A 23,922-nucleotide genomic window follows, 5' to 3' on the forward strand; every position below is an offset into this window, starting at 1 on the left:
AATCTATAATAATCCTATGCAAAAACAACAACCCCTCGCAGGTTTCCTCTTTGCTCTCCTTGCAGTATTGATGTGGGGAACGCTGCCAATAGCTCTACAGCCTATCTTAAAAGAGATGAACGCCCAAACTATCGTTTGGTTTCGTTTTATTGTTGCGATGATTGGCGTATTTTTTATGCTCTTCTTTGCAAAAAAATTGCCAAAGGTGACCGCTTTAACACGCAAAGATCTAACTCTTTTAATCATTGGGATCTTAGGGCTTTCAGGCAATTTTTTCTTATTTAACGTGGCATTACGCTATATTCCAGCCACCGCAAGCCAAGTTATCAGCCCACTTTCTTCCTTTGCCATGATTTTATGCGGTGCATTTTTGTTCAAAGAAACTATCCGATTAAATCAAAAACTAGGATTTATCGTGGTAATTATCGGCTTAATCCTCTTCTTCCATAATCGCTTGGCAGATTTTTCGCAAATGAATGGCTACGCATTTGGAATCTTATGCGGGGCATTAGCCAGCTTTATCTGGATCGGCTACGGGCTTTCGCAGAGAATCTTATTAAAACGTTTCAATTCGGTACAAATCCTCTTTATGATTTATATCGGCTGTAGTCTTGTGTTCACGCCACTCGCTGATTTCTCACAAGCGGTCAATTTAAGCGGATTTGCTGTAATCTGTTTAGTCTATTGCTGTTTGAATACCATCATTGCCTACGGTTCCTATGCTGAAGCACTCAACCGCTGGGATGTTTCAAAAGTGAGCATTATGATGCCGTTAATCCCCATTGCTACGATGATTTTTTCAGAAATGGCGTATTTCTGGAAACCCGAAAGTTTTATACTGCCAGATCTCTCCTTGTTAACCGTTTTAGGGGCTTGTTTAGTAGTTTTTGGGGCGTTATTCTCTGCCGTAGGACATAAATTATTACATAGAAAAAGAGTAAAAAAATGAAGAAAAATGCAGGCTTAGGTTTTTGTTTGGCACTACTTGCCACGATGATGTGGGGTACGCTGCCAATTGCGGCACAACAAGTATTGGTTTCGCTTGATGCTCAAACCCTTGTTTGGGCAAGATTTTGGGTGGCAGGCATTGGGCTGTTTCTTGTGCTTGGTTTTGCAAAAAAATTGCCAAAGTTGACCGTTTGTAATGCTAAACATTTCGGTTTAATGTTGCTCGGCACACTTGGCTTATCAGGCAATTTCTTTTTGGTCGCAGAAGGATTACATTATATTTCGCCCACAACCACTCAAGTTTTATGGCAATTTTCGCCTTTCTTGATGATTTTCTTAGGTGTTGTTTTGTTTAAAGAACCATTTAATCTTTCGCAAAAAGTCGGCTTTTTACTGCTTATTATCGGCTTAATCGCATTTTTTAACGACAAATTCGGCGAACTTCTGCAACTTAATGCTTATGCACTTGGCTTGATTTTAAGTACAGCAGGCAGCTTGATTTGGGTCTGTTATGGCATTGCCCAAAAGTTATTGCTAAAGCGGTTTAATTCGCAACAAATCTTAATGATAATTTACCTCAGCTGTGGCATTGCGTTGAGCCCATTTGCCAGCCCAACCCAAATTGGCGAGATCAGCACGCCTTTTGTATGGGGTTGTTTTATCTATTGTTGTTTGAACACGTTGATTGCCTACGGCTCTTATGGGGAGGCGTTGAGTTTGTGGGACACCTCGAAAGTCAGCGTAGTTACCACGATGATTCCGATTTTCACGATGCTGTTTTCGATTTTAGGACACATGATTTTTCCAGAAACTTTTTCCAGCCTAGAGATGAACTGGATAAGTTATATGGGGGCAATTGTCGTAGTGCTCGGTGCAATGATGGCAGCGGTAGGGCATAAAATTTTTGGCAGGAAATAAAGATAAAAAAATAGCTAGCAATTCGTTTGCTAGCCATTTTGAGAGGTCTACATAATGAATAAAACTTTATAACGACTATAAATAGTGGTCGTAATAATAGACTTGTCGGGAAAAAGAAAGTTCACTAAATTTTGAAAAATTAATGATTTTTTTCACATTGTTTGCAACACGCTTTCGCTGGCACAGGATCTTCTCCACCTTCATTTAATGGATTACAACGCAAAATACGTTTGAAGGCTAAATATCCCCCTTTGATTGCTCCGTGAATTTTAATTGCTTCAACAGCATAAGTGGAACAGCTTGGATAAAATCGGCATCGGGGACCAATTAAAGGGCTAATAAAATAACGATAGAAATAAATCGGTAGTAGCAAGATTTTGGATGCTAGGCTGATTTGTTCTCTTCTTTCGTTGAGTTCTCTTGTGGCTTTGCCTATTGTTTGGTTTGAGGTTGTGGATTCTTGCTCAGGCGGATATGTCTTGCCCATAATTTTTCCAACGTTTCAAAAAGCGTGGCATTATCCAACTTGCCAATCCCTCCTTTCGCTACGAAAACAAAATCCATATTTGGTAGTTCGTGCTGTTTTAAGCGAAAAGATTCCCGCACAATACGTTTAATACGATTGCGATCGTGAGCACGTTTGAGATGTTTTTTAGCAACGGTTAAGCCTAGACGGGGATTTTCTGCCGTATTTAAACGAGCCAGAAGCGTCATTTGAGGAGTGCTGGCTCGAAAAGGATTTTCAAACACAGCTTTAAATTGAACGGGAGCTAATAAACGTAGCTCCCGAGAAAAAGTTAGCGTCTTCACTTTCACAATTGTGGGTGATTAGCTGCTCTAACTGCAAATTATGCAGATAAAGATTTGCGACCTTTAGCACGACGACGTGCTAAAACTTGACGACCATTTTTAGTAGCCATACGAGCACGGAAACCGTGTGTACGAGCACGTTTTAATACAGAAGGTTGGAATGTACGTTTCATTATTTATCTACCTAATAAAAAGTTATTGGCAAAATGCCAATTCAAGACTATAAAAAGAGGTCGTCATTTTAACGGTAAACAAGCAAAAAGGCAAGGCGAAAACCACGGTTAAATGTTAAAATCTGCACAAATTTTATTTGTCATTCCCTACAAATTCAAGCAAACTACACTTTATTTGCTCATAACGAAAAAAGAAGAGAAAAATATGGAAAATAAAAAAATCGGTGTGTTACTTGCAAACCTTGGTACGCCAGATGCCCCCACCACTTCCGATGTAAAACGTTACTTAAAACAATTCTTAAGCGATCCGCGTGTGATCGACCTTCCTAAATTCAAATGGCAAACGATCTTAAATTGCTTCGTATTACCAAAAAGATCACCAAAAGTGGCAAAACTTTATCAAGCGATTTGGACGGCTGAAGGTTCACCGCTGCTTGCTATTTCACGCAAGCAACAAAAAGCCCTGCAAAATTATTTCAATGCAAAAGGCAAAAATGTCGTTATAGAGCTTGGAATGAGCTACGGCAACCCAAGTATGACACAAGCGGTCGAAAATTTGACTAAACAAGCGGTTGAAAAAATCATTGTATTACCGCTCTACCCACAATATAGCAGCACCACGACTGCCTCGGTATTGGACGCCTTTGCAGAGAGCCTAAAACAGCATCGCCGTGTTGTACCGTTTGAGTTTATTCACAGCTACCACAACGACCCACTTTATATCGAAGCCTTGGCGAACAGCATTACGCTTGAGCCAGATGAATTACTGCTTTTCTCTTTCCACGGCATTCCAAAACGCTACACAGATGAAGGCGATTTCTACCCGCAACACTGCCAACAAACTGCAGAATTGGTTGCCCAAAAATTAAACCTAAAATCTGAACAATGGAGACTAACCTTCCAATCTCGTTTTGGTGATGAAGAGTGGTTGCAACCTTACACTGATGAAACGCTTGAAAGCTTTCCAAGTCAAGGCATTAAAAAAGTGGCAGTAATTTGTGCGGGCTTCTCAGTCGATTGCTTGGAAACGCTTGAAGAAATTGCCGAAGAGAATAAAGAAAACTTCATCAATGCAGGCGGGGAAAGCTACCGCTATATTCCAGCCCTCAATGCGACAGGCGATCATATAAAGATGATGGTAAAACTGATTGAAGAAAAAATGCAGTAATATATAGCTGTATAATCAAACAATTAACCTGATTATCTCGCCCCAACTGTGTTTTCTAGAGAAACACAGTTGTGACAATATTTCTAGGCAGAAAAAGCCATTTACTTCGTCAAAATCTCAACCAATTCTGCTTCCACTTCTTTACCGAATTTACCCATTCGGAAATCCGCTTTTAGCTCATCAAATTGTTCTGGATTTGCTTCCATTTTGGCTTTTAAAAATGCTGGAAATTCATTTAAAACCAGCTCTGTTTTGCCGTTTCGAATATCAAAAATACTTGGGATTTTTTGTGCCGCAATCACCGCTTGTTGTTGTTCATCGCTGTCGAAATGTTTGCGTTCTTTGTTATCTTTACGCGAAACATATTTGACTTTGATGTTTGGATTGAGTTTGGTAATACGTTGGAAATATGCTACCACTTCCACACAATCAGGGCAGTAAGGTTCTGCCATTACTAGCCAATCACCTGAAACATTCATCGCTTTAATTTTAGCCTCAGTTTCAGGCGAAAGCTCAATGCCAACATAAACATCTAATTGGTTTTCGCGATCTTCATCGCTACTAAATTCTAAATATTCGTAAAAATGTGCCATAGGATTTCCTTTTAGTTTAAATCGAATTACCTACGCCAAATAATCTCACAATCTACTTGTGCACTTTGGCTCTCTTGGTGGTTTAATTTCTCTTTTAATATCTTAAAGGTTTGCTGAGCAATACGATCGTGATCTTGCTTAATCGAATGGATATGAAACGGCAATGCATTTAGCAGATAATGATCGTCAAAAGTCGCTAAATGTAGCTCTTGGCTCATCAACTTATCCATACATTTATGTTCGGTTAAATAACGCATCACGCCTTCCAGCAAAGTGTAAGAAGCGGTAAAAATCGCCTTGGGTAAACGCCCAAGATTTTCCACTGTTTCCGCCAACATTTGATATCCCGATTCAGGTTGGTAATCTTTATGCAAAATCCAACCGCTTTGTTCGGTTAGATGCGATTGTGCCAAACCTTCGCGAAAGCCTTTCAAGCGATTTTCACTTGGTGTAAGCGAGAGTTGCCCGCCAAAGTAGAAAAATTCATCAAGTTGATACGCCCGCACAATATTTTCCACCAACGTTATTACGCTTGGAATATCGTTACTGGTAATCGAGGAAATACCAGAATGGGGAATATAACGGTCTAGCAAAAGCAGTGGGGTATGCTGCAGAATATCTTGATAATAATCAGCAATTTTATGCGTTGGGGCGGTAATTAACAGATCGACTTGACGATCGAGCAATCGCTCAATCGCCACTTTTTCTTGGGCTGGGTTATCATCGGAGCAAGCAATCACTAAATAAAGCCCATTTTCACGACAAAGTCGCTCCAATGTTTTTGCTGTTTGAGCAAAGCCATAGTTTGTCAGATCAGGGATAACCAAGCCAATCATATTGGTTTTACGTGCCTGCAACGCTTTAGCATAAGCATTAGCACGATAACCATACTTCTGAGCAACTGCCTGTACTTTTTGGCGGGTTTCCGCTTTAATGCGAAAATCATCTCCGCGGTTATTTAAAATAATACTTGCGGTAGTTTTAGACACCCCCGCAAGGCAGGCGATGTCGTTAAGCGTTAGCCGTTTTTGTTGCTCAGTTTTCACGATGTAACCTTTTTAATCCATTAAAATGTAAGTGCATGTACTTGTGCAACCTGTGCCGAAACAGGGCGTGAGCTTGCCACGATATTTTCGCGATTTGTGATAAAGAAGCGGGAAGTCATCACTTTTTCGCCATTATTGAGGAAAATCTCGACAATTGAACGGTCAAAGAAAATCTCAATCTTGTCTAATTTTTCTACTTTTACGTGGCGAACACCGTCAAACTGTTTCATCAAATCCGTCTGCTCGGTTGCACTACGATCGAGCGTTACCATATCATTTTGATAGCTGAATTTCAATTTACCAAAGAACGTTAATTCAAGCGGTTGATTTTCCACATTGATTTGCAAATAGCTGGTATCTAAGTTTGTAATTTCGCCTTGTAATTCGACTGCTTGTAACTCGCCTGTTTTCACAATAGGGCGTTGTTTAATGACACCGTTTTCCACCGAAATTTGACGTGGCATGGTAAGAGTCGAATGCCATTTGTATTTATCAGTTGGGTAAGTCAAATCTGGCAAGCCCACCCAGCCGAACAGAATACGGTCAGAATTTTGCACCGTTTGCGGTGCATAGAAATCAAAGCCGTAATCAAGTTCTTCAATGTGTTCTGCGTTTAAAACGTTGTCGTCTAATTTGCCTAATGCGTAAATGGCGTGGTAGTTATTTTGAAACTGCATCGCTTCACGCAATTTACCTTGCGGTGACCAAATGAAAACGTCTTTTCCGCCAAGCTGGAACAAGTCTGGACACTCCCACATAAAAACGTGGCTGTTGTCGAAATCTTGCACCGCTAACTCGCCCAACAAGCGTGGCGTACTGTTTAAATCATCCATTTCATAGACTAAGCAAGTGCCTGTTAAATTTTCACGCTGTGCACCGAGTACAAAGCGGATTTTACCTTCTGCGGTAATGAACGGTTTTGGATCGCGAACGTGTTCGGTGTAGCCTGCTGGGACTTGGTCGATAATGCAGCGTTTTTCTAATAATTTGCCCGTTTTGTCGAAAATCGCAATGTTTTGGTGCGGTACGCGTTGATTATCAGACGAACGGCGAGTATTGCCCGTGTAGAACGCCACAATCTTATCTTCCCATAAAATTGCCCCGCCCGAATAGCAACCGTGCGATTCGAACAATTCGTCTGGAATAAGTAAATCGCCTTTTTCGAAAGTTTGGAAATCTCGGGTGATGAAATGCTCCCAATGTTTCATTCCGTGCATCGCATCGTATGGAAACCATTGGGCAAAAATGTGATATTTCTCGCCATCAAAAATTAAGCCATTAGGATCATTAAACAAGCCTGTTTTGGGTGCAAGGTGGTAAGTCGGGTAGAAATCGTGGTCTGAAAGTACGGTTTCACGAATTGCATTAAGTTCGCCTTCGGCTTGTGCGTGTAGGCTTTTATATTTACCGTTATTGAAGATGTGCATAGGATTTTTCTCGAAAATGGATTATTTGGTAGGGTGTGTGAATGAAGGTCACGCACTCAAGCGGTAAAAAATGGTGCGTGAGTTACAAAAACTCACACACCCTATGAATTATGCTGCTAAAAACGCTTCCAACTGTGCTTTATTCGGCAGTGCTGCCATCGCACCTTTTGCGGTGGTCGCTAATGCCCCCGAAGCATTGGCTTTGCGGATCACGTTCACTAACGTCTCTTCATCTTTCCAATCTGCCACTTCAGAAAGCCCTGCTAATAAACCGCTCACGAACGCATCGCCTGCACCTGTGGTATCGACTGGTTTTAATGCTTTGCCCGCTACCACTTGGCTCTTGCCGTGGAAATGGTAAATCGCACCATCTTTACCCAATGTGATGATGATCAGTTTTTCAGGATATTGTGCCGTAATCACTTTAGTCGCTTCGTCCAAAGTAGTGGTGTTGGTAAGCAGCGTCAATTCTTCTTCAGAGAATTTTAAAATATCCGCCATTGCTACCACATCATTCACCACGGTTTTCATCTCTTCAAGGCTCGCCCAAAGCGAATCGCGTAAGTTTGGATCGAACGAGAAAAATCCGCCCGCTTGTTTGACACGGCGAATCGCCTCAATGGTGGTTGAGCGAGATGGATCGTTGATTAACGCAATCGAACAGCAGTGTAAAAAATCGCCTGTTTGGAAATTCGGTAAATCACCCACTTCTAAGAATTGGTCAGCACTTGGATTCACCATAAAAGTGAAACTACGTTCACCGTTGTCTAAGCCCACGATCACAGTTGAAGTACGTTGATTTGGGTCTAAGATCATATGATCTGTTGAAACCTTTTCGGCATTTAACGTTTCTTGCATAAATTTGCCGAGCGGATCTAATCCCACACGACCAATAAAGCCCGCTTCACAGCCTAAACGTGCCACGCCTACTGCCACGTTCGCTGGTGCACCGCCTGCACATTTTAAATAGTGGTTTTCGCCGTCGGGAATTAAATCCACAACCGCATCGCCTGTTACCCAAATTTTGCTCATAATTTGTTCTCTTAAAGTTAAAAAATCTGGTAATAATCTTAGCTAAATCGGTTTAGCTTTGCAATTCTTGATTAAAATCCTACCGCTTATTTTCTCGACTTATTATAATGCAAATCACCCAGTGAAGATAGAAAGGATTATATGATGAAAAAAACGATGTTGGCAGTAATGCTTGGCTCAATAATGGCAGTAAATAGCGTACAAGCGGTTGAAAATCAACTGAAAAATGTAAACGAATCCGTTGTACCAATGGCACAATTACCAACCGTTGAAGCAGAACTCACATTTGCCCCAAATGTGCCGAAGCCGATTGAACGCACCACGCCTGCAAAAGTAGTAGTTAAACTTGAAGCATTGGAAAAGGTGATGGAAATTGAGAGCGGTGTGAAGTTCAAATATTGGACGTTCAACGGCACAACGCCCGCCCCATTTATCCGCGTGCGTGAGGGCGATATGGTGGAAGTTCAGCTTTCTAACCCGGTGAACGGCAAAATGCCACATTCGCTTGATTTCCATTCTGCAGCGGCTCCCGAAGGCGGTGCACTTGCCAGCCAAACCGCACCAGGTAAAAGCACCACTTTTGCCTTTCGAGCAACTGCACCAGGGCTTTATCTCTATCATTGCGGCACAATGCCCGTTGGGATTCACATCGGCAAGGGAATGTTTGGCTTGATGTTGGTTGAACCGAAAGAAGGGCTGTCGAAAGTGGACAAAGAATTCTACATTATGCAGAACGAATTTTACGTTAAGGACGGAGCAAACCCAGAGTTAAAAGTGTTTGATATGGCAAAAGCGGAATATGAATTGCCAGATTATGTGGTGTTTAACGGCAAAGTGGGGGCTTTAACTGATGAAAATGCTCTCAAAGCGAAAGTGGGCGACAAAGTGCGATTTTTCGTTGGTAACGCTGGTCCGAATAAAATTTCTTCGTTTCATTTAATCGGACGTACCTTTGATACGGTTTATGTCGAAGGTGGCACGCTACAAAATCATCACGTGCAAACCACGCTGATTCCATCAGGCGGCACGACAATGGTCGAAATGCAAATGAATGTGCCAGGGAAATACACCTTTGTTGATCACAGTATTTTCCGAGCCGAAAAAGGGGCGAAGGGGAATATTATTGTTGAAGGCGAGACGAATAAAGAGATTTACACAGGCAAAACCAAAGAAGAAAACTATGACAAACACAACCCCGATGCGAATGTCGATGCGGGGTTTGTGCATTGATTGGGAATGTTAAACGCTAATTTCTCCGTTTTCTCTTCTGCCAAATCTCCCCTACCCCTCTTTGCTAAAGAGGGGAATTTTTCTTTGTATAAGTGAGATTATCTGGCTTATCAATATGTCGAAGTATGAGCTCTGAAATTTTATTTAGCTAAGATCTTGCCCCTCTTTAGCAAAGAGGGGTAGGGGAGATTTGGCAGTAATAAAGACGGAGAGCATATTTGAACATTAGAGTTCTTCACGTTCTGGCTGAAATGCTATTTCTCTTTCTTCCGTAAAATCATCACTTACAGTTTTTTCGCAAAGGAAAAAGCTATCCCAAGAGCGATTAAGTATTTCGCTCATTTTTCTTCTCCTTTACTTCTTCCGCTTCGCCAATCTATCCACCAAATCGCCTTTGCCTAAATATTGTGCTTCATCAAACTCAAAAATTGGCAAACCTAGCTTAAAGCGAATAGCAAGCAGACGTAATCCAAAACCCAATACAAGTGTTGAAATGACCACAATGTTGTGATTAAAGCCAAGTTCTTGTAATCCAACGTAAATACAGCAAGAGAGGAAAGAGATACTGGCATAGAGTTCTTTGCGGAAAACAAGTGGAATACGGTTGCAAAGCAAATCGCGTAACACACCGCCAAAAGCCCCTGTAATCACTGCCGCAGCTGAAGCAATCACAAAACCATGCCCCATATCTAAAGCAACTTGTGCCCCAATGATAGAAAAAACGATTAACCCGAGTGCATCCAATACCAAGAAAATCGTACGAAAATAACCTAAAAATCGTGCAATAAACATCGTAAAAATAGAAGCGGCAACTACAATCACGAGATATTCAGGATGCTTTACCCAACCAAGCGGATAATGCCCAAGTAACATGTCTCGAATAGAACCACCACCAATTGCGGTCACCGATGAGATAATAATCATCCCAAACATATCCATTTTTTCCCGCCCTGCAGCAAGTGCACCAGTGATAGATTCTGCGGTAATCCCGATGATATAAAGCGTGAGAAGTAACATTAACAAATTTCCCTAAAAAAATACCGCTTGTATTATACCTACAAGCGGTGGGATTTTAAGAAAATTTTACCGATGCTTCACATTCAAACCTTCATATCAAAACCAACAAAAAGGCTGAACCCCGAAGGATTCAGCCTTTCTCTTAACTAACTCAAGCTACATTACCATTGGTAACCTACACTTGCTGCAGCACCACTGTCGCCACGAGTATTCGTATTCACAGAGAATTTAATACCCACTTTACCGTTGTCTGACAAGCGAGAGTAACCTACCGCAACAGCACTTTCGCCTTTATAAGTACCAGCACCTGCTGCAATCATTGATTTACCAGGTAAGGTCACATGATATAAACCACCTGCTGCCATCGCACCTGCAATACCCGCACGTAAGTTTTTATCCATCTTGTTAATGTGGTTACCAATTTGTGTTACAGCACCTTTTAATTGGCTTACATTCACGGCATCCGTATCTGCTCGACCAGCAGCAACATTTTGAATACGAGTATTACCTGCGTTAATACCTTTCTCATTGATCACCACATTGGTATTATTACCACGGTCATCTTTCGCTGCCACTTGAACACCTTTCGTATTCACAATGGTATCACCAGCTTTGAAAGTATTTGCTGTCACAGAGTTCACATTAATATCATCTTTCAGTTTCACTTTCACACCGTTGGTGTCAGCCACTGTTTCGATATTTTTGTTATCTCCATTTACAGCCACTTGGCTACCCAGTTTCTTCGCACCCGTTGTACCTTTATCCGCATTAAAGGTTAAACCTTTATTGGTTACAGTATCGTGTGCATCAACACCTTTCTTAATATCATCTTTCGTTTTGCTTGAAAGATCTACGGTGTAATCTGTCACTGTCGTTAAGCCATCTTTACGTGTTGTTTCTGCTTTAGTAACAGATACTGCATCAGAACCACCTTGAACGTGAGCAGAGTTATCTTTCAGACTTGAGCTTACTTTGTAGATAATCTGACCATTATTACCCACACGAGAGGTAATTGTCACATTATCTCCTTCTTCAAGCTCTGTCTTCGCAGCATTTACATTTTTGTTAATGTTATTAACCGCTTGATATAACTGGCTACCGTTCACGGCATCTTTACTAGTTTCGTTAATGTCGCCATCAGCAACGTTCGTCACTTTCTTATTACCAGCATCTACACCTTTCTCAGTTACGCTTGGACCATTTTTAATGGTTAAACCATTGTTGGTTACTTGAGTACCACCAATCGTAATTGAGCCATCTTTACCTAAGTCCACATCTTTAGAAAGTTTTACTTTCAAGCCGTTAGTTGCTTCATCATAAACTACACCGATATTGTTATCAGTGAGTTTAGTTGAATCAGCACCACCTGTGATGTTCATTTGTGAACCTAAAGTACGGTTAATCACTTGCTCAGAGTCACCTTTGAATTTCAAGCCATCATCTAAAGTCGCCACTTCACGTTTAATGTCTTTACCATCTTTATCTTTGTCGGTATAAACAATACGAGTAACCTCTTTACCACCATCACGGTCGGTATTCACGGTCGTTGTGCCTTTTTGAACACTCATGTTCGCACTCGCCCCATCTTTACCGTCCGCACCTTTCGGTCCAGTTAAGCCAATTGAGCCGTCCTTACCGTTAAGTACTACTGATGAACCATCTTTACCGTTCACACCGATAGAACCATCAACGCCGTCTTTACCATCTTTACCTTTCACGCCAAATGTCGCATTCGGGTTGAAGTTAAAGGTCACGTTATTCGCATTTTTGCTAATGATGATATTGCCATCAGTGTTGTTTAAATCAACTTGAGCACCTGGCTTCACATTGCCTTTGTCTTTGCCGTTATTAACACTTAAGTTCCAACCTGCTGTTGCATTTGTCATCACGTGATACAACTGGCTTCCGTTTACAGCATCTTTACTGTTAGCACTTACATCGCCATCTTTTACGTTAGTCACTTTATTACCATCAACGCTTACATCACCACCTGAAATAGTTGTGCCACCGTCTTTGTTTAAGGTAATTGTGCTATTACCGTTACTGATAGTCTCAATGTTTTTCAGATTTTTTGCTAATTGGACTTCTAAAGTTCCTTTGCCATCTGCTTTCACATTGATATTGCCTGATGCAGAAGTAAAGTTTGCAGATGTTGCTTTATCTACACCTTCACCAATAATAGTCACTAAGGTATTCAATCTGTGAGCATTTTCTACACCATTATTACCAGTAAAACGTAAACCATCATTCAATGTTGCTACATTCTCACGAATTGTTTTATTTGGATCTTTTGGATCTGCATATTCATAAACAATACGGTTTTTGGTTTCACCATCTTTGCCATCAACACCTGCAGGGCCTTGATCACCTTTAATGCTTAAGCCGTTTTTACCATTTAAGCCGATTGAACCATCTTTACCGTTGATAACAACAGACGAACCATCTTTACCGTTTACACCGATAGAACCATCAACACCGTCTTTACCATCTTTACCTTTCACACCAAATGTCGCATTCGGGTTGAAGTTAAAGGTCACGTTGTTATCTGTCTTGTTCTTCGTAATAACGATATTACCGTCTGTGTTGTTTAACGACACTGTCGCATTTGGTTTCACCGTTGTTGCGTTAGTACCATTTGCTTTAATTACCCAACCTGCATTTGCAATTGCAGTTGTTGCATTTAACTGATCTAAGTTGACCGCATCTGTACCATTCACACCTGGAGCAACGTTAATAATTGTGTTGCCACCGTTGTTCAAGCCTTTATCCGTCAAACTTACCGTTTTGCTTGGATCTGCTTTATTGGTAATCGTAAAACCGTTGTTATTTAACGTGGTATTGCCAATAACAACACTACCGTTCGTGGTTAAGTTCACATCTTTAGCTAGTTTCACTTTCAAGCCATCAGTCGCTTTGTCGTAAACCACACCGATATTGTTATCTGTCAATGTCGTTTCGTCCGCACCGCCTGTAATGTTCATTTGTGAACCTAAAGTACGGTTGATCACTTGTTTAGAATCGCCTTTGAACTTCAAGCCATCATCTAAAGTCGCCACTTCACGGGTTGTACCGTTTGCAGTGTACTTAATACGTTCGATTTCTTTACCGTCATCTTTCGCATTAACTGTCGTTGTACCTTTCTCTGGTTTCAACGTCAATGATACACCATCTTTGCCATCTGCACCTTTCGGTCCAGTTAAGCCAATTGAGCCATCTTTACCGTTGATTACAACTGATGCACCATCTTTACCGTTCACGCCGATTGAGCCATCTTTACCATCCTTACCCGACACACCAAAGGTTGCATTCGGGTTGAAGTTGAAGGTCACGTTATTATCTGTCGTGTTCTTCGTGATTAAGATGTTGCCATCAGTATTGTTCAATGAAACGGTCGCATTCGGTTTCACCGTTGTGGCATTGGTACCATTTGCTTTAATTACCCAACCTGCATTTGCAATTGCAGTTGTTGCATTTAACTGATCTAAGTTAACCGCATCTGTACCTTTCGTACCATTCGCTACATTGTGAACTTGGTTTCCTCCCATATCCACATTGCCTTTTGCATTCACGGTTAAGTTGTTAGTCGTCACGTTATTGAACGTCACATCATCTTTCGTTGCATAAACGAACTTATTGCCGTCTTTCTTCAACGCCATATTCTTACCTGAGACGAACGTTAACTCATCCCCTGGTTTGATTTCTGATGACACAGCTCCTGTTGTTTCTTCCGAGGTGGTCTCTTCGTGCGTTCCTTGGCTCGCTTTCCAGTAAGTTGCATTGATTGTCTTAGCAAGGTTGTCACCTGTAACTAATTTATTCGCATCTTCTGCAGACACATCACCCACTTTACCTGCGTTATTGGTCAAGCTCACTTTCGAAGTATCTGGTACATTCGCAACAAGTTTACCGTCATTATTTACGGTAATGGTTGAACCATCTACGTTCACCGCTACGGTGTAGTTCGCTGTTCCATTTGCATTTGTGCTTGGCGTTACAGTAATACCTGAACCGTTTTTAACGCTTGCTTGCGTGTTTGTGTCTTTCGCATTCACCGTCACGATACCTGTATTCGGGTCTCTCGTAATCGTTGCATTACTATTCGCACTTACTACGTCTGTCACATTCGCGTTCACACGTACCGCTCCGTCTTTATACGTCACTGTCGTGCCATTGCCATCCGCAAAGTTCACAATATCACCTGCACTCACAGATTGTTTATTGTCTCCGTTTACGTTCAGCTTCCAGTTCGCTGCATTAATCGCGTTCGCTACCTCTTTCGCCGTCACTAAACCGTTGCCATCTGGTACCGTAATTTTTCCGTTCGCTGTCGTATTCGATAACGTGGTTGTATTGACATTGAATTTCACCACACCATTATCGCCCACTTCCGCAGTTGTTTGCGTACCATTCTTGAAGTTCAAGCCTTCTGATAATTTAACGGTTTTTCCTGCACCATCATTCGCTTTGTACGTTAATGGAATCTCTGATGCCGCTTTCGTTCCATCAAAGTTCACGGTGTAAGTCGTGTTACCATTCTCCGTATGCGGGGTTACCGTAATCGGGTTATTCGCTGCCGTTGAAGTGTTTACTTTCACGGTTTCATTCGCTAAAGCTTTGATTTTCGCTTTTGATACCGACACTTCATATTTCGCGTTCTTATCACCAGACTGTTTATTATCCGCAACCGTCACTTCTGCAATGTTGTCATCACCCGCTTTCTTAATCACGGACTCTGTCGATACATTTCCTGACACTGTGTCGTAAAGTTGTTTCACATTTACCGCATCTGTCGGTGCTGTACCCGTGCTCACATTGTGAACTTGGTTTCCACCCATATCCACATTACCGCCTTTATTCACGGTTAAGTTCGTGGTTGTGGTGTTGTTCGCTGTCACATTGTTGAATGAAACATCATCTTTCGTTGCATAGATAAACTTGTTGCCGGCTTTTTGTAACGCCATGTTTTTACCCGCAACAAAAGTCACGTTATTACCCGCTGCAACATTGCTATCCCCGTCACCAGCGTCCTCATTGGTTGTTACGCTATTGCCACGTTTAGCTACCCAATAACTTTCGTTAATCGCTTTCGCTACATTTTCTGCTGTAACTAACTTGCCTTTGTCTGCATCTGTCGTTGGTGCTTCAACTTTACCTGCGTTGTCGCCTGTTTTGTTAACCGTTAAATCCACTTTTTCCACAGCCGGAATAACCGCTTTTAACACGCCATTTTCTTTCTTAATGGTTGTGTCATCTACGTTTACGTCCACTGTGTAGTGATTTGTACCGTTCGCATTTTGCGTTGTCGCAATGGTAATCGGGCTATTGGTTGCATTCGCTACGGTTACTTGTGTGTTCGTGTCTTTCGCATTCACCGTCACGATACCTGTATTCGGATCTCTCGTAATCGTTGCATTACTATTCGCACTCACTACATCTGTCACATTCGCGTTCACACGTACCGCTCCGTCTTTATACGTCACTGTCGTGCCATTGCCATCCGCAAAGTTCACAAAGTCGCCCGCTTTCACGTTTTGAACCGTTGCTCCACCTACGATTAAGTTCCAGCTCGCCGCATTAATCGCGTTCGCAACCTCTTTCGCTGTCACTAAACCATCACCCGTTGGCACGGTAATTCTGCCGTTTGTCGCTGTGCTAGATAAAGCGGTTGTATTGACATTGAATTTTACCACACCATCATCACCCACTTCTGCGGTCGTTTGTGTGCCATTGGTAAAATCTAAACCTTTAGCAAGAGTAACACTTTTCGCATTAGCATTATTCGCTTTATAGGTTAAGCTGGTAACTTGAGCCGCTGCTGTACCGTTATAATCTACAGTGATGCCGTTTGTATTTGCCGTGGTGGTAATTACATTGTTTGAAGTGTTACCTTTCACATCCACTTCTGAACCCAGTTTCTTAATCCCTGTGCTGCCTGTGTTTCCGTTAAAGGTTAAACCTTTATTCGTTACAGTTTCGTTCGCATTCACGCCGTGCGTGATGTTGGTTTTGGTTTGATCGGTTAAATCAACAGTGTAATCGGTAATATCCGCATTATTTTCGGTACGTGTTGTGGTTGCTTTATCCACTTTCACTGCAGCATTATTCGCTGCTTTCACATGAGCAGAGGTATCTTTCGCATTAATAGTCACATTACCATTTGCATCTGTGGTAGTGCTGATGTTTTTACCCGCAGTAATGCCTGCCACGTTCGCATTCACTTGAACATCGCCATTCGTACCCACAGAAACGGTTGTGCCTTGACCTGGTTTAAAGTTTAAGCTTTCACCTGGGTTCACTACATTTCTAAGTGTGCCATTTTCTTTTAATTGGAAACCAGATTTTGCAATCGCATCTGCGACTGCTTTATTGGTTGTTAAACCTGTTGCTGTTGCTTGGCTAGTTGCACCTGTTGCAGTGTTCATACCAACATCTGCAGTTACGGTTTTAAACGCAAAGTTACCACCGTTTCTATTGGTAATATTTAAGTAATTCTCACCTTTTAAACTTACCGCTGTGTTATTGGTAACATTAAGTGCTTGAGCTGGTGTTTGAGAATCTTCTTTTAATTTCCAGCTATAGTTTTGTTGTGCCGCACTAATTGTTAATGTTGAAACACCACCATTTTCATTTGTTGGCGTAATGGTTACACCAGTACCCGCTTTAATATTGACTTTATCACCAGGGTTAACTAAGCCTACTTTTGTACCATTTGCTTGTAACTCCCAACCGCTCCGTTGGATCGCTTCTGCCACGTTTTTCGCTTTAGCTAATACATTACCATCTGTTGGGCCAGTAATTGCCCCTGTATTGGTATTTGTTGTTACATCACCAGATTTTACGTTAAAGGTAAAATTTTTATTGTTATGTTGAACATCGACAGTAGGAGAGTCATTAAAACTTACTGTATTACCGCCTCTTACCGCTGTACCAGAGGTTTCTGTACCCTCTTTTACATACCATTGTGCCGCATCTTGAACCGCTGTGGTGTTCATTTTAATTTGGAAGTTTTGAGGATCATCTGTTTTACCTGGGTTAGTAATGGTGATCGAACCATCTGGTGAGGTAACAGAATATTTCTTAATACTACCCGCCACGGCTTTTAACTGAGCTACGTTCACTGCATCAGAATCGGCACTACCCGCAGCAACATTGATAATTTGACGAGTATTGCCGGCATCCCCTACAGAAACTGCACCTTTGTTGCCTTTAATGGTATTTTTAATTGCCTCTAATGCTCCTGGTGCATCCACTAAACGCACAGGAGCATAAACGGTATTTGCGTCTCCACCATTATTATTATCGCTTAATCCTGTTGTTTTAGAGGGATCATTAGTATTAATAACGATACTATTTCCATCACGTGCTGCACGGTTTGCCACCGCACCATCACCTAAAGCTACGCCACTATCTACCGTTGCCTGAGCCCCCTGACCTAATGCAATAGATTGGTTACCATTTGCCGTTGCACCACGACCTAAAGCGGTTGATTCTGTACCATTCGCTGCCGCACCACGACCTACAGCTGTCGCATTCGCACCATTTGCTTGTGCAACAGGGCCAACCACCGTCGCATCAGTAGCATTAACTACTGCACCACGGCCAATAACTAAACTACCTTCAGCATTAATCGTTGCTGTCGCACCTGCACCAATAGCGGTCGCATTATTAGCAAGAGCTTTTGAATTACGACCTGTTGCAATGGCATCTGTACCATCTGTTTTCGAATTTTTACCTGTTGCAATCGCTCCATCACCTTGTGCTGTAGCGTTCTGACCCACCGCAACAGTCTCACGGCTATTCGCTTTCGCAGATTCCCCTACGGCAACAGCTTGAGGTTGGTTTGCTTTAGTATCCTTACCCACAGCAACAGATTGTGTTGAGTCTGCTTTTGCGCCCGTACCTACCGCAGTAGAACTGCCAGCCGCAACCGTTCCTGCACCAACAGCCGCAGCATAATTGCCTTTTGTTTTCGCACCAGCTAAATCATCAAGAGACCCTGTTGTCATCTCTGCTGTGTAGCCACCACCAATCGCAACAGATGATTCACCATTTGCAAGAGCTTTGGCACCCATTGCAATCGTTTCATAATTTTGAGCCTCAGCCCCTTTTCCAAAAGCAATCGTATATTGTTCAAGAGCTTTAGCATGTGAACCAATTGCAGATGAATAATAATTTAGTGCTTGAGCACCATAACCTAAAGCAAGGGTATGAGCATGATTTGACTTAGTATCAACACCAATCGCAGTAGCATTTAAACCCGTTGCCTGTGAGTTATAACCAAAAGAAATAGCTCCCATCCCCATTGCTTGAGCATTTGCACCAATAGCAATCGCTGGTTGTCCACTTACATCACTTGTTTTAGAATCCTGACCAATCGCAATACCTGCTAGTTGGCTAGTATTCGCATTTGTACCGATTGCAACACCATGTAAACCAGCTTTTGTGCCTGAACCAATAGTAACAATATTATCTCCCGACAATAATTTTGCGTCAGATGTCGTTACCGTTGCCGCAGCTTCCGCATTGGAAGAAACGCCTACAGCTGAAACAGCCATTACAGCTGCCGCACTTAATACTTTTTTAGATTTTGTTTTTCCTTTTGCTTTGCCTAATTCAGAAACGGCTACCCAACATTGTAACGCGGCATTCCAAATTACTTTATAGATCTTATTCATAATTATTTACCTAGTATTAAAAAACATATAGAGAGGACTTCTTGTCCAAAAAACAGACGTATTTTACTCCTAAATAACCTAAAGTTGTGTAAAGAAATGTAAATATATATATTTTTTTAATTATTTCCTATGGTCAAATGGAGATACCGTATGATGTAATCGCTACACAACCATTTGTTATATAAATATCATCGTTCTTGTCCGTAGGGGTGGGGTTTATCCCCGCCCGATTAAACGTGTAGATCGAAACGGGTGGAGAACCCTGCTCCTACCCGTTATTTTCTTAGGTGCAGACAAAGAGACTTTTATCCGCAGGGAGGTAATCTATTTGAGATACGCCATTCAGTTTTTTATGCAGAAAACTGGACAAAATAAAACAAAAAGTTAATATACCTATTAATAAAGAGGTGAAAAAATGACCATTTATAAACAAATAAAATCTGCTGTGGAACAGATTAATTCGTCTGATTTCGACCACTTATTTGATGAAGGTAAAGAAGACGTTGTAGAATACTTAGATCTTGATTCATATAAACGTATCAATACTAAATAAGGAATTTTATGAATCCTTGGATTTTACTCGGCTTCGCCATTGTTATCGAAGTCATCGGCTCAAATTGCATTAAAGCGAGCAACAGTTTTACTAAACCACTACCGACGGTCATCGCAATCGGTGCTTTTGTGGTTGCGTTATACCTGTTATCTATCATCACCAAAACACTCCCGCTTGGGATTGTTTATGCGGTGTGGTCTGGTGTGGGTATTGTACTGACTACATTGGTGGCAATGTTTGTATTCGGGCAAAAACCCGATTTACCTAGCATTATTGGAATGGCGTTAATTATCGGCGGGGTGTTGGTGATAAATCTGTTTTCTAATCATTCTTAATAGCACAAGCGGAGAAAACAAAAACGGCACTAGGAAAAATTTTACCTAGTGCCGTTTTGTCTTTTATAAAAAGTTTGAAGGCATTTGTTTTTATAGCAAACTTGCTTTTATCCTGCTCACAGGCTAGGAAGTGATTTCATCACTCAACCTGATACCCCACTTATGTGGTCCCAGTCTGTATCAGTGGTAATATAGTATGATCTATTACTGTATTTTTCAAGCCTTAAATGACTTTTTCTCCCTTTACTCTCTTTGAAAGCACCCACGAAAGTTTAAATGCTTTACCCTTTGGTAAATTACTGGAATACGTAGTTTTATCATACGCAGAAATCACATAGATATTAAAAGTCTTCTTTATTAAGTCAATGTTATTAATATAAAAGAAAATTGCATAGTAGCCATTATCTAAATAGTGATATTGTTCATCATTACTATGTTTGGGTCTAAAGGGTACAACATAATACGAGCGATTTTCTATTAGTATATTTCTTAAGATATTAGGCAAAATTTTTGTATCCTCATATCTTACAATGGAAAAAAACCGTTCTTCATAGCTGCCATTTTTTCTTAATCTTCTACTAAATAACGGACCATTCTCCTTTTCGTCTGTAAAACAATGGTTACCAAATTGGAGTGTAGCAGAAAACTCAACGCCATCAATTTCAATACAAAAATGGGAAGGGTTTAAATGTGTCAAATCATAAACTTGATTATTTATTACAAAATTAGAATACATAGCTGAAAATCTTTAATGAACTGCTATTATTATAACGTTAATTACTTAAATATTTACAGGAAAAACAATGACCAAAATCTACATTACTCACGGCTATACGGCAAACGGCAACAAACATTGGTTTCCGTGGTTAGAACAAAAATTGACAGAAAAAGGGCTTGAATGTGAGCGTTTAACGATGCCAAATTCGGAGAATCCGACACCTGAAACGTGGTTAAAATATCATCAAGAAAAAATCACGCTAAATGAAAATACGATTTTGATTGGGCATAGTTTGGGCTGCATCGCAACGCTGAATTTTCTTGCAGCACAGCAACAAAAAATCAAAGGGGCGATTTTTGTTTCGGGCTTTTATGAAAAATTACCTAATTTGCCTGAACTTGATATTTTTGCAGATTTCTACGCAAATTTAACTGCTTACAAACCAGAGAAATCTTTTGTAGTGGCATCGTTGGACGATTATATCGTACCGCATCAATACAGCGATCATTTAGCTCAATTTCTCGGTGCAGACTATATTCGATTACCAAAAGGCGGGCATTTTTTAGATCGTGAAGGTGTGACAGAATTGCCGATTGTGTTGGATTTAATTGAGAAATTGCTGTAATACAAATAAACAAAACCCCGCAACATTCGCTGCAGGGTTTCTAAATTTGATGGCGGAGGAAGTGAGATTCGAACTCACGGAGGGCGTAAACCCTCGCCGGTTTTCAAGACCGGTGCCTTCAACCACTCGACCATTCCTCCGTTGAAAACGGGCAAAATAATAATCGAATTTTAATCATGAGTAAATAAGATTTTCCTACTTTTTATTCAAGAGATTTCTTTTTATGCAATTTGTTGTTTATTTGCTCTAACTTCTTAGCAACTTCGATGTCAATCTTTCTCAAAGAAAAACGCAAACGTTTTCTCTAAATTTTCTAATGCTTGTTAAAAACTATTTACATTTTTAAAATTTTTGTTATGTTCAAATTGCATACAATTTCTTTCCAACAAAAAAATAATAAGGAGCTTCGTATGTCAAGCACAACAAAAAATCCAACAAGAGGCTATATTATATTAGCCCTAGACTTCCTGCTGTTTTTAACCCTCATCAAGACGCTGCCGTTCACGCCGATGGAAAATCGGGGTTTGGCGTTGTTAGTCTTTATTGGGATATTATGGCTCACGGAGGCTTTTAACATTACCGTGACATCGCTGATGGTGCCCATTCTGGCAATTGGGCTGAACGTCTTGCCGACTAAAGCGGCATTTGCCCCCTTCTCCGAACCCATCATTTTTATGTTCTTTGGTGGCTTCGTTCTAGCTGCAGTCATGAACATTCAAAAACTTGATCTCTGGATTGCCAACCACATCATCCGCCTCGCACGCGGAAATCTTAAACTTACCGTACTCTACCTTTTTGTCGCCACGGCAGGACTTTCGCTGTTTATCAACAACACCGCCGTTGCTGCTATGATGTTGCCTTTAACCCTCGGCATTTTGAAAAAAGTTGATCTTAAAACCAACCGTGCATTGTATGTTTTTGTGTTACTTGGTGTTGCATTTAGTGCCAGCATTGGGGGCATCGGGACACTCACAGGCTCTGCACCGAATGCTATTCTTGCTTCACAACTTAAAATCACCTTCTCAGAATGGCTCTTCTACGGAATGCCGGTCACTATTTTATTGATGCTCGGAATGGTGTTTAGCCTACTGGTAATACTTCGCCCGAACTTCAACGTGCCGTTTGAAATTTCACTTGAAGAAATCCCGATGACAGGCAAACGCAAAATTACCCTCGCGGTGTTTGTGATTGCTGCGTTTTTCCTTGTTTTCGGCAGCTGGTTAGAACCGTTTATCCGCTCAGTATTAGAGCTTAGCCAACCCATCAAAAACTTCGATGCGGTAGTGGCAATGACTGCAGTTATCATCCTTTGCATCACCCACACCGCAACTTGGTCAGAAATTCAAGATCGTACCGAATGGGGCGTGTTAATGCTCTTCGGTGGTGGATTGGTGCTCGGTATCGTGCTCAAAGAAACGGGAGCAAGCAAAATTCTTGCTGATACCATTGTGAATTATATCGGTGTGCAACACTGGCTTGTAATGACGCTCGTACTTACTGCATTTATTGTCTTCCTCACAGAATTTACCTCTAACACTGCTACTGCGGCATTAATGACCCCCATTTTTATTTCTGTTGCGGAAGGCTTGGGCTTGCCTCCTGTTTCGCTGGCAGCTATCGTTGCATGTAGTGCTTCTTGTGCCTTTATGCTTCCAATCGCCACTCCACCTAATGCGATTGTGTTCTCCACAGGTTACATTAAACAAAGTGAAATGGTAAAAGTGGGCTTTATCCTTAATATTATCAGCACGGCGGTCATTGGCGGGCTGACCTATTTCTTCTGGATCAATTGGCATTAAGCCATTTACTAAAATAAGCGGTGGTTTTTCTCTCAGAATTTGCAAATTCTAATTGAAAAACCACCGCTTTCTTTTCCTTTGCTCATCTATTTTTTGCTATACTCTTTGCCTGACTTTTGAGGAAATTTTATGTTAAAACTTATTCGAATTTTGTTAGTGCTATGTTGCTCTATTCTTATCTCTGTAGCTGGTGTTTTTTATGCGTTAGTCCGTTTACGCAATCCAGATTGTGTAGGTGAAATTGCTTATTGGTATAGCAAAATGCATAAACTGCTTGGCATTAAGTTAATTCGCCGCCCATATACTGGCGAACGCCAACCAGCGATTTATATCGCAAACCATCAGAATAACTATGATATGGTGACCATCTCTTCGATGACGCCTAAAAAAACGGTAACCATCGGTAAACGTAGTCTGATTTGGATTCCATTTTTCGGCTTGGTTTATTGGGCAACGGGCAATATTTTCATCAACCGAGAGAAACGCAGCAGTGCTATTAGCACAATGGCGAAAGTGGGTGAGATTATTAAAAAACGTCAAATTTCGATTTGGATGTTCCCTGAAGGCACGCGTAGCCGTGGACGTGGTTTATTGCCATTCAAAACGGGAGCATTCCACACCGCTATTTCTGCGGGCGTGCCGATTATCCCGATTGTTTGTTCAACGCTTCACAATAAAGTAGATTTAAACCGTTGGGACAATGGCACGGTGATTTGCGAAGAATTGGAACCGATTGATACTAGCAGTTACAACCGCGATAATTTGAAAGAGCTCATCGAACATTGCCATCAAGTAATGCAGAAAAGAATTGCAGAGCTTGATGCAGAAATTGAGCAATTGGATAAATAAATTATA

General features: G+C 41.2%; 19 protein-coding genes, 1 tRNA gene and 1 pseudogene. 9 read left to right on the forward strand and 12 right to left on the reverse strand.

Annotation, left to right across the window (positions count from 1 at the left end):
* The first annotated feature begins 16 nt into the window (after positions 1 to 16).
* Positions 17 to 949 carry a DMT family transporter gene (locus QMF79_RS04630; RefSeq protein ID WP_281772939.1) on the forward strand — a complete coding sequence of 311 codons (933 nt, stop codon included), beginning with the start codon at positions 17 to 19 and terminating at the stop codon, positions 947 to 949.
* The gene (locus tag QMF79_RS04635) at positions 946 to 1,866 is read left to right on the forward strand and encodes a DMT family transporter (RefSeq protein WP_281772940.1); all 921 of its coding nucleotides are present in this window, start codon (positions 946 to 948) and stop codon (positions 1,864 to 1,866) included. The genes QMF79_RS04630 and QMF79_RS04635 overlap by 4 nt, the downstream gene beginning before the upstream one ends.
* Positions 1,867 to 2,005: 139 nt before the next feature.
* Here the strand turns inward: QMF79_RS04635 and yidD are convergent, their stop codons facing one another.
* Genes yidD through rpmH form a run of 3 tightly spaced genes read right to left on the reverse strand, consistent with a single transcriptional unit; the run spans position 2,006 to position 2,849 of the window.
* Entirely contained in the window at positions 2,006 to 2,353 is a 348-nt protein-coding gene (yidD, locus tag QMF79_RS04640; RefSeq protein ID WP_281772941.1) for a membrane protein insertion efficiency factor YidD, read from the reverse strand.
* Positions 2,299 to 2,676: a ribonuclease P protein component gene (rnpA, locus tag QMF79_RS04645; RefSeq protein ID WP_281772942.1), complete on the reverse strand. Its 378-nt coding sequence runs from the start codon at positions 2,674 to 2,676 to the stop codon at positions 2,299 to 2,301. The genes yidD and rnpA overlap by 55 nt, the downstream gene beginning before the upstream one ends.
* Before the next feature lie 38 nt (positions 2,677 to 2,714).
* On the reverse strand, positions 2,715 to 2,849 hold the full coding sequence (gene rpmH, locus QMF79_RS04650; protein WP_005599701.1) for a 50S ribosomal protein L34: 135 nt from the start codon (positions 2,847 to 2,849) through the stop codon (positions 2,715 to 2,717).
* A gap of 205 nt (positions 2,850 to 3,054) precedes the next feature.
* Here rpmH and hemH point away from each other — a divergent pair, with 205 nt between their 5' ends.
* Positions 3,055 to 4,017: a ferrochelatase gene (gene hemH / locus QMF79_RS04655; RefSeq protein ID WP_281772943.1), complete on the forward strand. Its 963-nt coding sequence runs from the start codon at positions 3,055 to 3,057 to the stop codon at positions 4,015 to 4,017.
* 101 nt (positions 4,018 to 4,118) lie between these two features.
* Here the strand turns inward: hemH and QMF79_RS04660 are convergent, their stop codons facing one another.
* The 4 genes from QMF79_RS04660 to QMF79_RS04675 form a co-directional block, all read right to left on the reverse strand.
* Positions 4,119 to 4,610, reverse strand: coding sequence for a thioredoxin family protein (locus tag QMF79_RS04660; protein ID WP_281772944.1), 492 nt, complete (start codon positions 4,608 to 4,610; stop codon positions 4,119 to 4,121).
* 26 nt (positions 4,611 to 4,636) lie between these two features.
* Positions 4,637 to 5,656: a LacI family DNA-binding transcriptional regulator gene (locus QMF79_RS04665; RefSeq protein ID WP_281772945.1), complete on the reverse strand. Its 1,020-nt coding sequence runs from the start codon at positions 5,654 to 5,656 to the stop codon at positions 4,637 to 4,639.
* A 20-nt stretch (positions 5,657 to 5,676) separates the two neighbouring features.
* Positions 5,677 to 7,083, reverse strand: coding sequence for a glycoside hydrolase family 32 protein (locus QMF79_RS04670; protein ID WP_281772946.1), 1,407 nt, complete (start codon positions 7,081 to 7,083; stop codon positions 5,677 to 5,679).
* A gap of 108 nt (positions 7,084 to 7,191) precedes the next feature.
* Positions 7,192 to 8,115 (reverse strand): aminoimidazole riboside kinase, encoded by a 924-nt coding sequence (locus QMF79_RS04675; protein WP_281772947.1) that lies wholly within the window; start codon positions 8,113 to 8,115, stop codon positions 7,192 to 7,194.
* A gap of 249 nt (positions 8,116 to 8,364) precedes the next feature.
* Here QMF79_RS04675 and nirK point away from each other — a divergent pair, with 249 nt between their 5' ends.
* Positions 8,365 to 9,345 (forward strand): copper-containing nitrite reductase, encoded by a 981-nt coding sequence (gene nirK / locus QMF79_RS04680; protein WP_425591882.1) that lies wholly within the window; start codon positions 8,365 to 8,367, stop codon positions 9,343 to 9,345.
* 225 nt (positions 9,346 to 9,570) lie between these two features.
* Here the strand turns inward: nirK and QMF79_RS10425 are convergent.
* The 3 genes and pseudogenes from QMF79_RS10425 to QMF79_RS04690 all read right to left on the reverse strand — a co-directional run.
* Positions 9,571 to 9,675 (reverse strand): annotated as a pseudogene (locus QMF79_RS10425) (AbrB/MazE/SpoVT family DNA-binding domain-containing protein); the annotation flags it as partial.
* Between the two features lie 24 nt (positions 9,676 to 9,699).
* A complete protein-coding gene (locus tag QMF79_RS04685) occupies positions 9,700 to 10,362 on the reverse strand; it encodes a trimeric intracellular cation channel family protein (RefSeq protein ID WP_040218735.1) in 663 nt (220 codons plus the stop codon).
* Positions 10,363 to 10,523: 161 nt separating this feature from the next.
* On the reverse strand, positions 10,524 to 19,037 hold the full coding sequence (locus QMF79_RS04690; protein WP_281772948.1) for an ESPR-type extended signal peptide-containing protein: 8,514 nt from the start codon (positions 19,035 to 19,037) through the stop codon (positions 10,524 to 10,526).
* A gap of 415 nt (positions 19,038 to 19,452) precedes the next feature.
* Here QMF79_RS04690 and QMF79_RS04695 point away from each other — a divergent pair, with 415 nt between their 5' ends.
* Both QMF79_RS04695 and QMF79_RS04700 read left to right on the forward strand, forming a co-directional pair.
* Positions 19,453 to 19,590, forward strand: coding sequence for a hypothetical protein (locus QMF79_RS04695; RefSeq protein WP_281772949.1), 138 nt, complete (start codon positions 19,453 to 19,455; stop codon positions 19,588 to 19,590).
* Positions 19,591 to 19,598: 8 nt separating this feature from the next.
* The gene (locus tag QMF79_RS04700; RefSeq protein ID WP_281772950.1) at positions 19,599 to 19,925 is read left to right on the forward strand and encodes a DMT family transporter; all 327 of its coding nucleotides are present in this window, start codon (positions 19,599 to 19,601) and stop codon (positions 19,923 to 19,925) included.
* 223 nt (positions 19,926 to 20,148) lie between these two features.
* Here QMF79_RS04700 and QMF79_RS04705 read toward each other — a convergent pair whose 3' ends face one another.
* Positions 20,149 to 20,661 (reverse strand): hypothetical protein, encoded by a 513-nt coding sequence (locus QMF79_RS04705; protein WP_111427848.1) that lies wholly within the window; start codon positions 20,659 to 20,661, stop codon positions 20,149 to 20,151.
* Positions 20,662 to 20,728: 67 nt separating this feature from the next.
* Here QMF79_RS04705 and QMF79_RS04710 point away from each other — a divergent pair, with 67 nt between their 5' ends.
* Positions 20,729 to 21,268 (forward strand): RBBP9/YdeN family alpha/beta hydrolase, encoded by a 540-nt coding sequence (locus tag QMF79_RS04710; protein ID WP_281772951.1) that lies wholly within the window; start codon positions 20,729 to 20,731, stop codon positions 21,266 to 21,268.
* A gap of 50 nt (positions 21,269 to 21,318) precedes the next feature.
* Here the strand turns inward: QMF79_RS04710 and QMF79_RS04715 are convergent.
* Positions 21,319 to 21,408 (reverse strand) — tRNA-Ser (locus QMF79_RS04715).
* A 270-nt stretch (positions 21,409 to 21,678) separates the two neighbouring features.
* On the opposite strand from QMF79_RS04715, the gene QMF79_RS04720 reads away from it, so the two are divergent.
* Complete coding sequence (locus QMF79_RS04720; protein ID WP_281772952.1) at positions 21,679 to 23,067, forward strand: SLC13 family permease; 1,389 nt, start codon at positions 21,679 to 21,681, stop codon at positions 23,065 to 23,067.
* A 129-nt stretch (positions 23,068 to 23,196) separates the two neighbouring features.
* Positions 23,197 to 23,916, forward strand: a complete 720-nt coding sequence (locus QMF79_RS04725; RefSeq protein ID WP_119222402.1) for a 1-acylglycerol-3-phosphate O-acyltransferase — start codon at positions 23,197 to 23,199, stop codon at positions 23,914 to 23,916.
* Positions 23,917 to 23,922 lie beyond the last annotated feature (6 nt).

The organism is Pseudohaemophilus parahaemolyticus (genome assembly GCF_938021905.1).
In the GTDB taxonomy this organism is placed as follows: domain Bacteria; phylum Pseudomonadota; class Gammaproteobacteria; order Enterobacterales; family Pasteurellaceae; genus Haemophilus_A; species Haemophilus_A parahaemolyticus_B.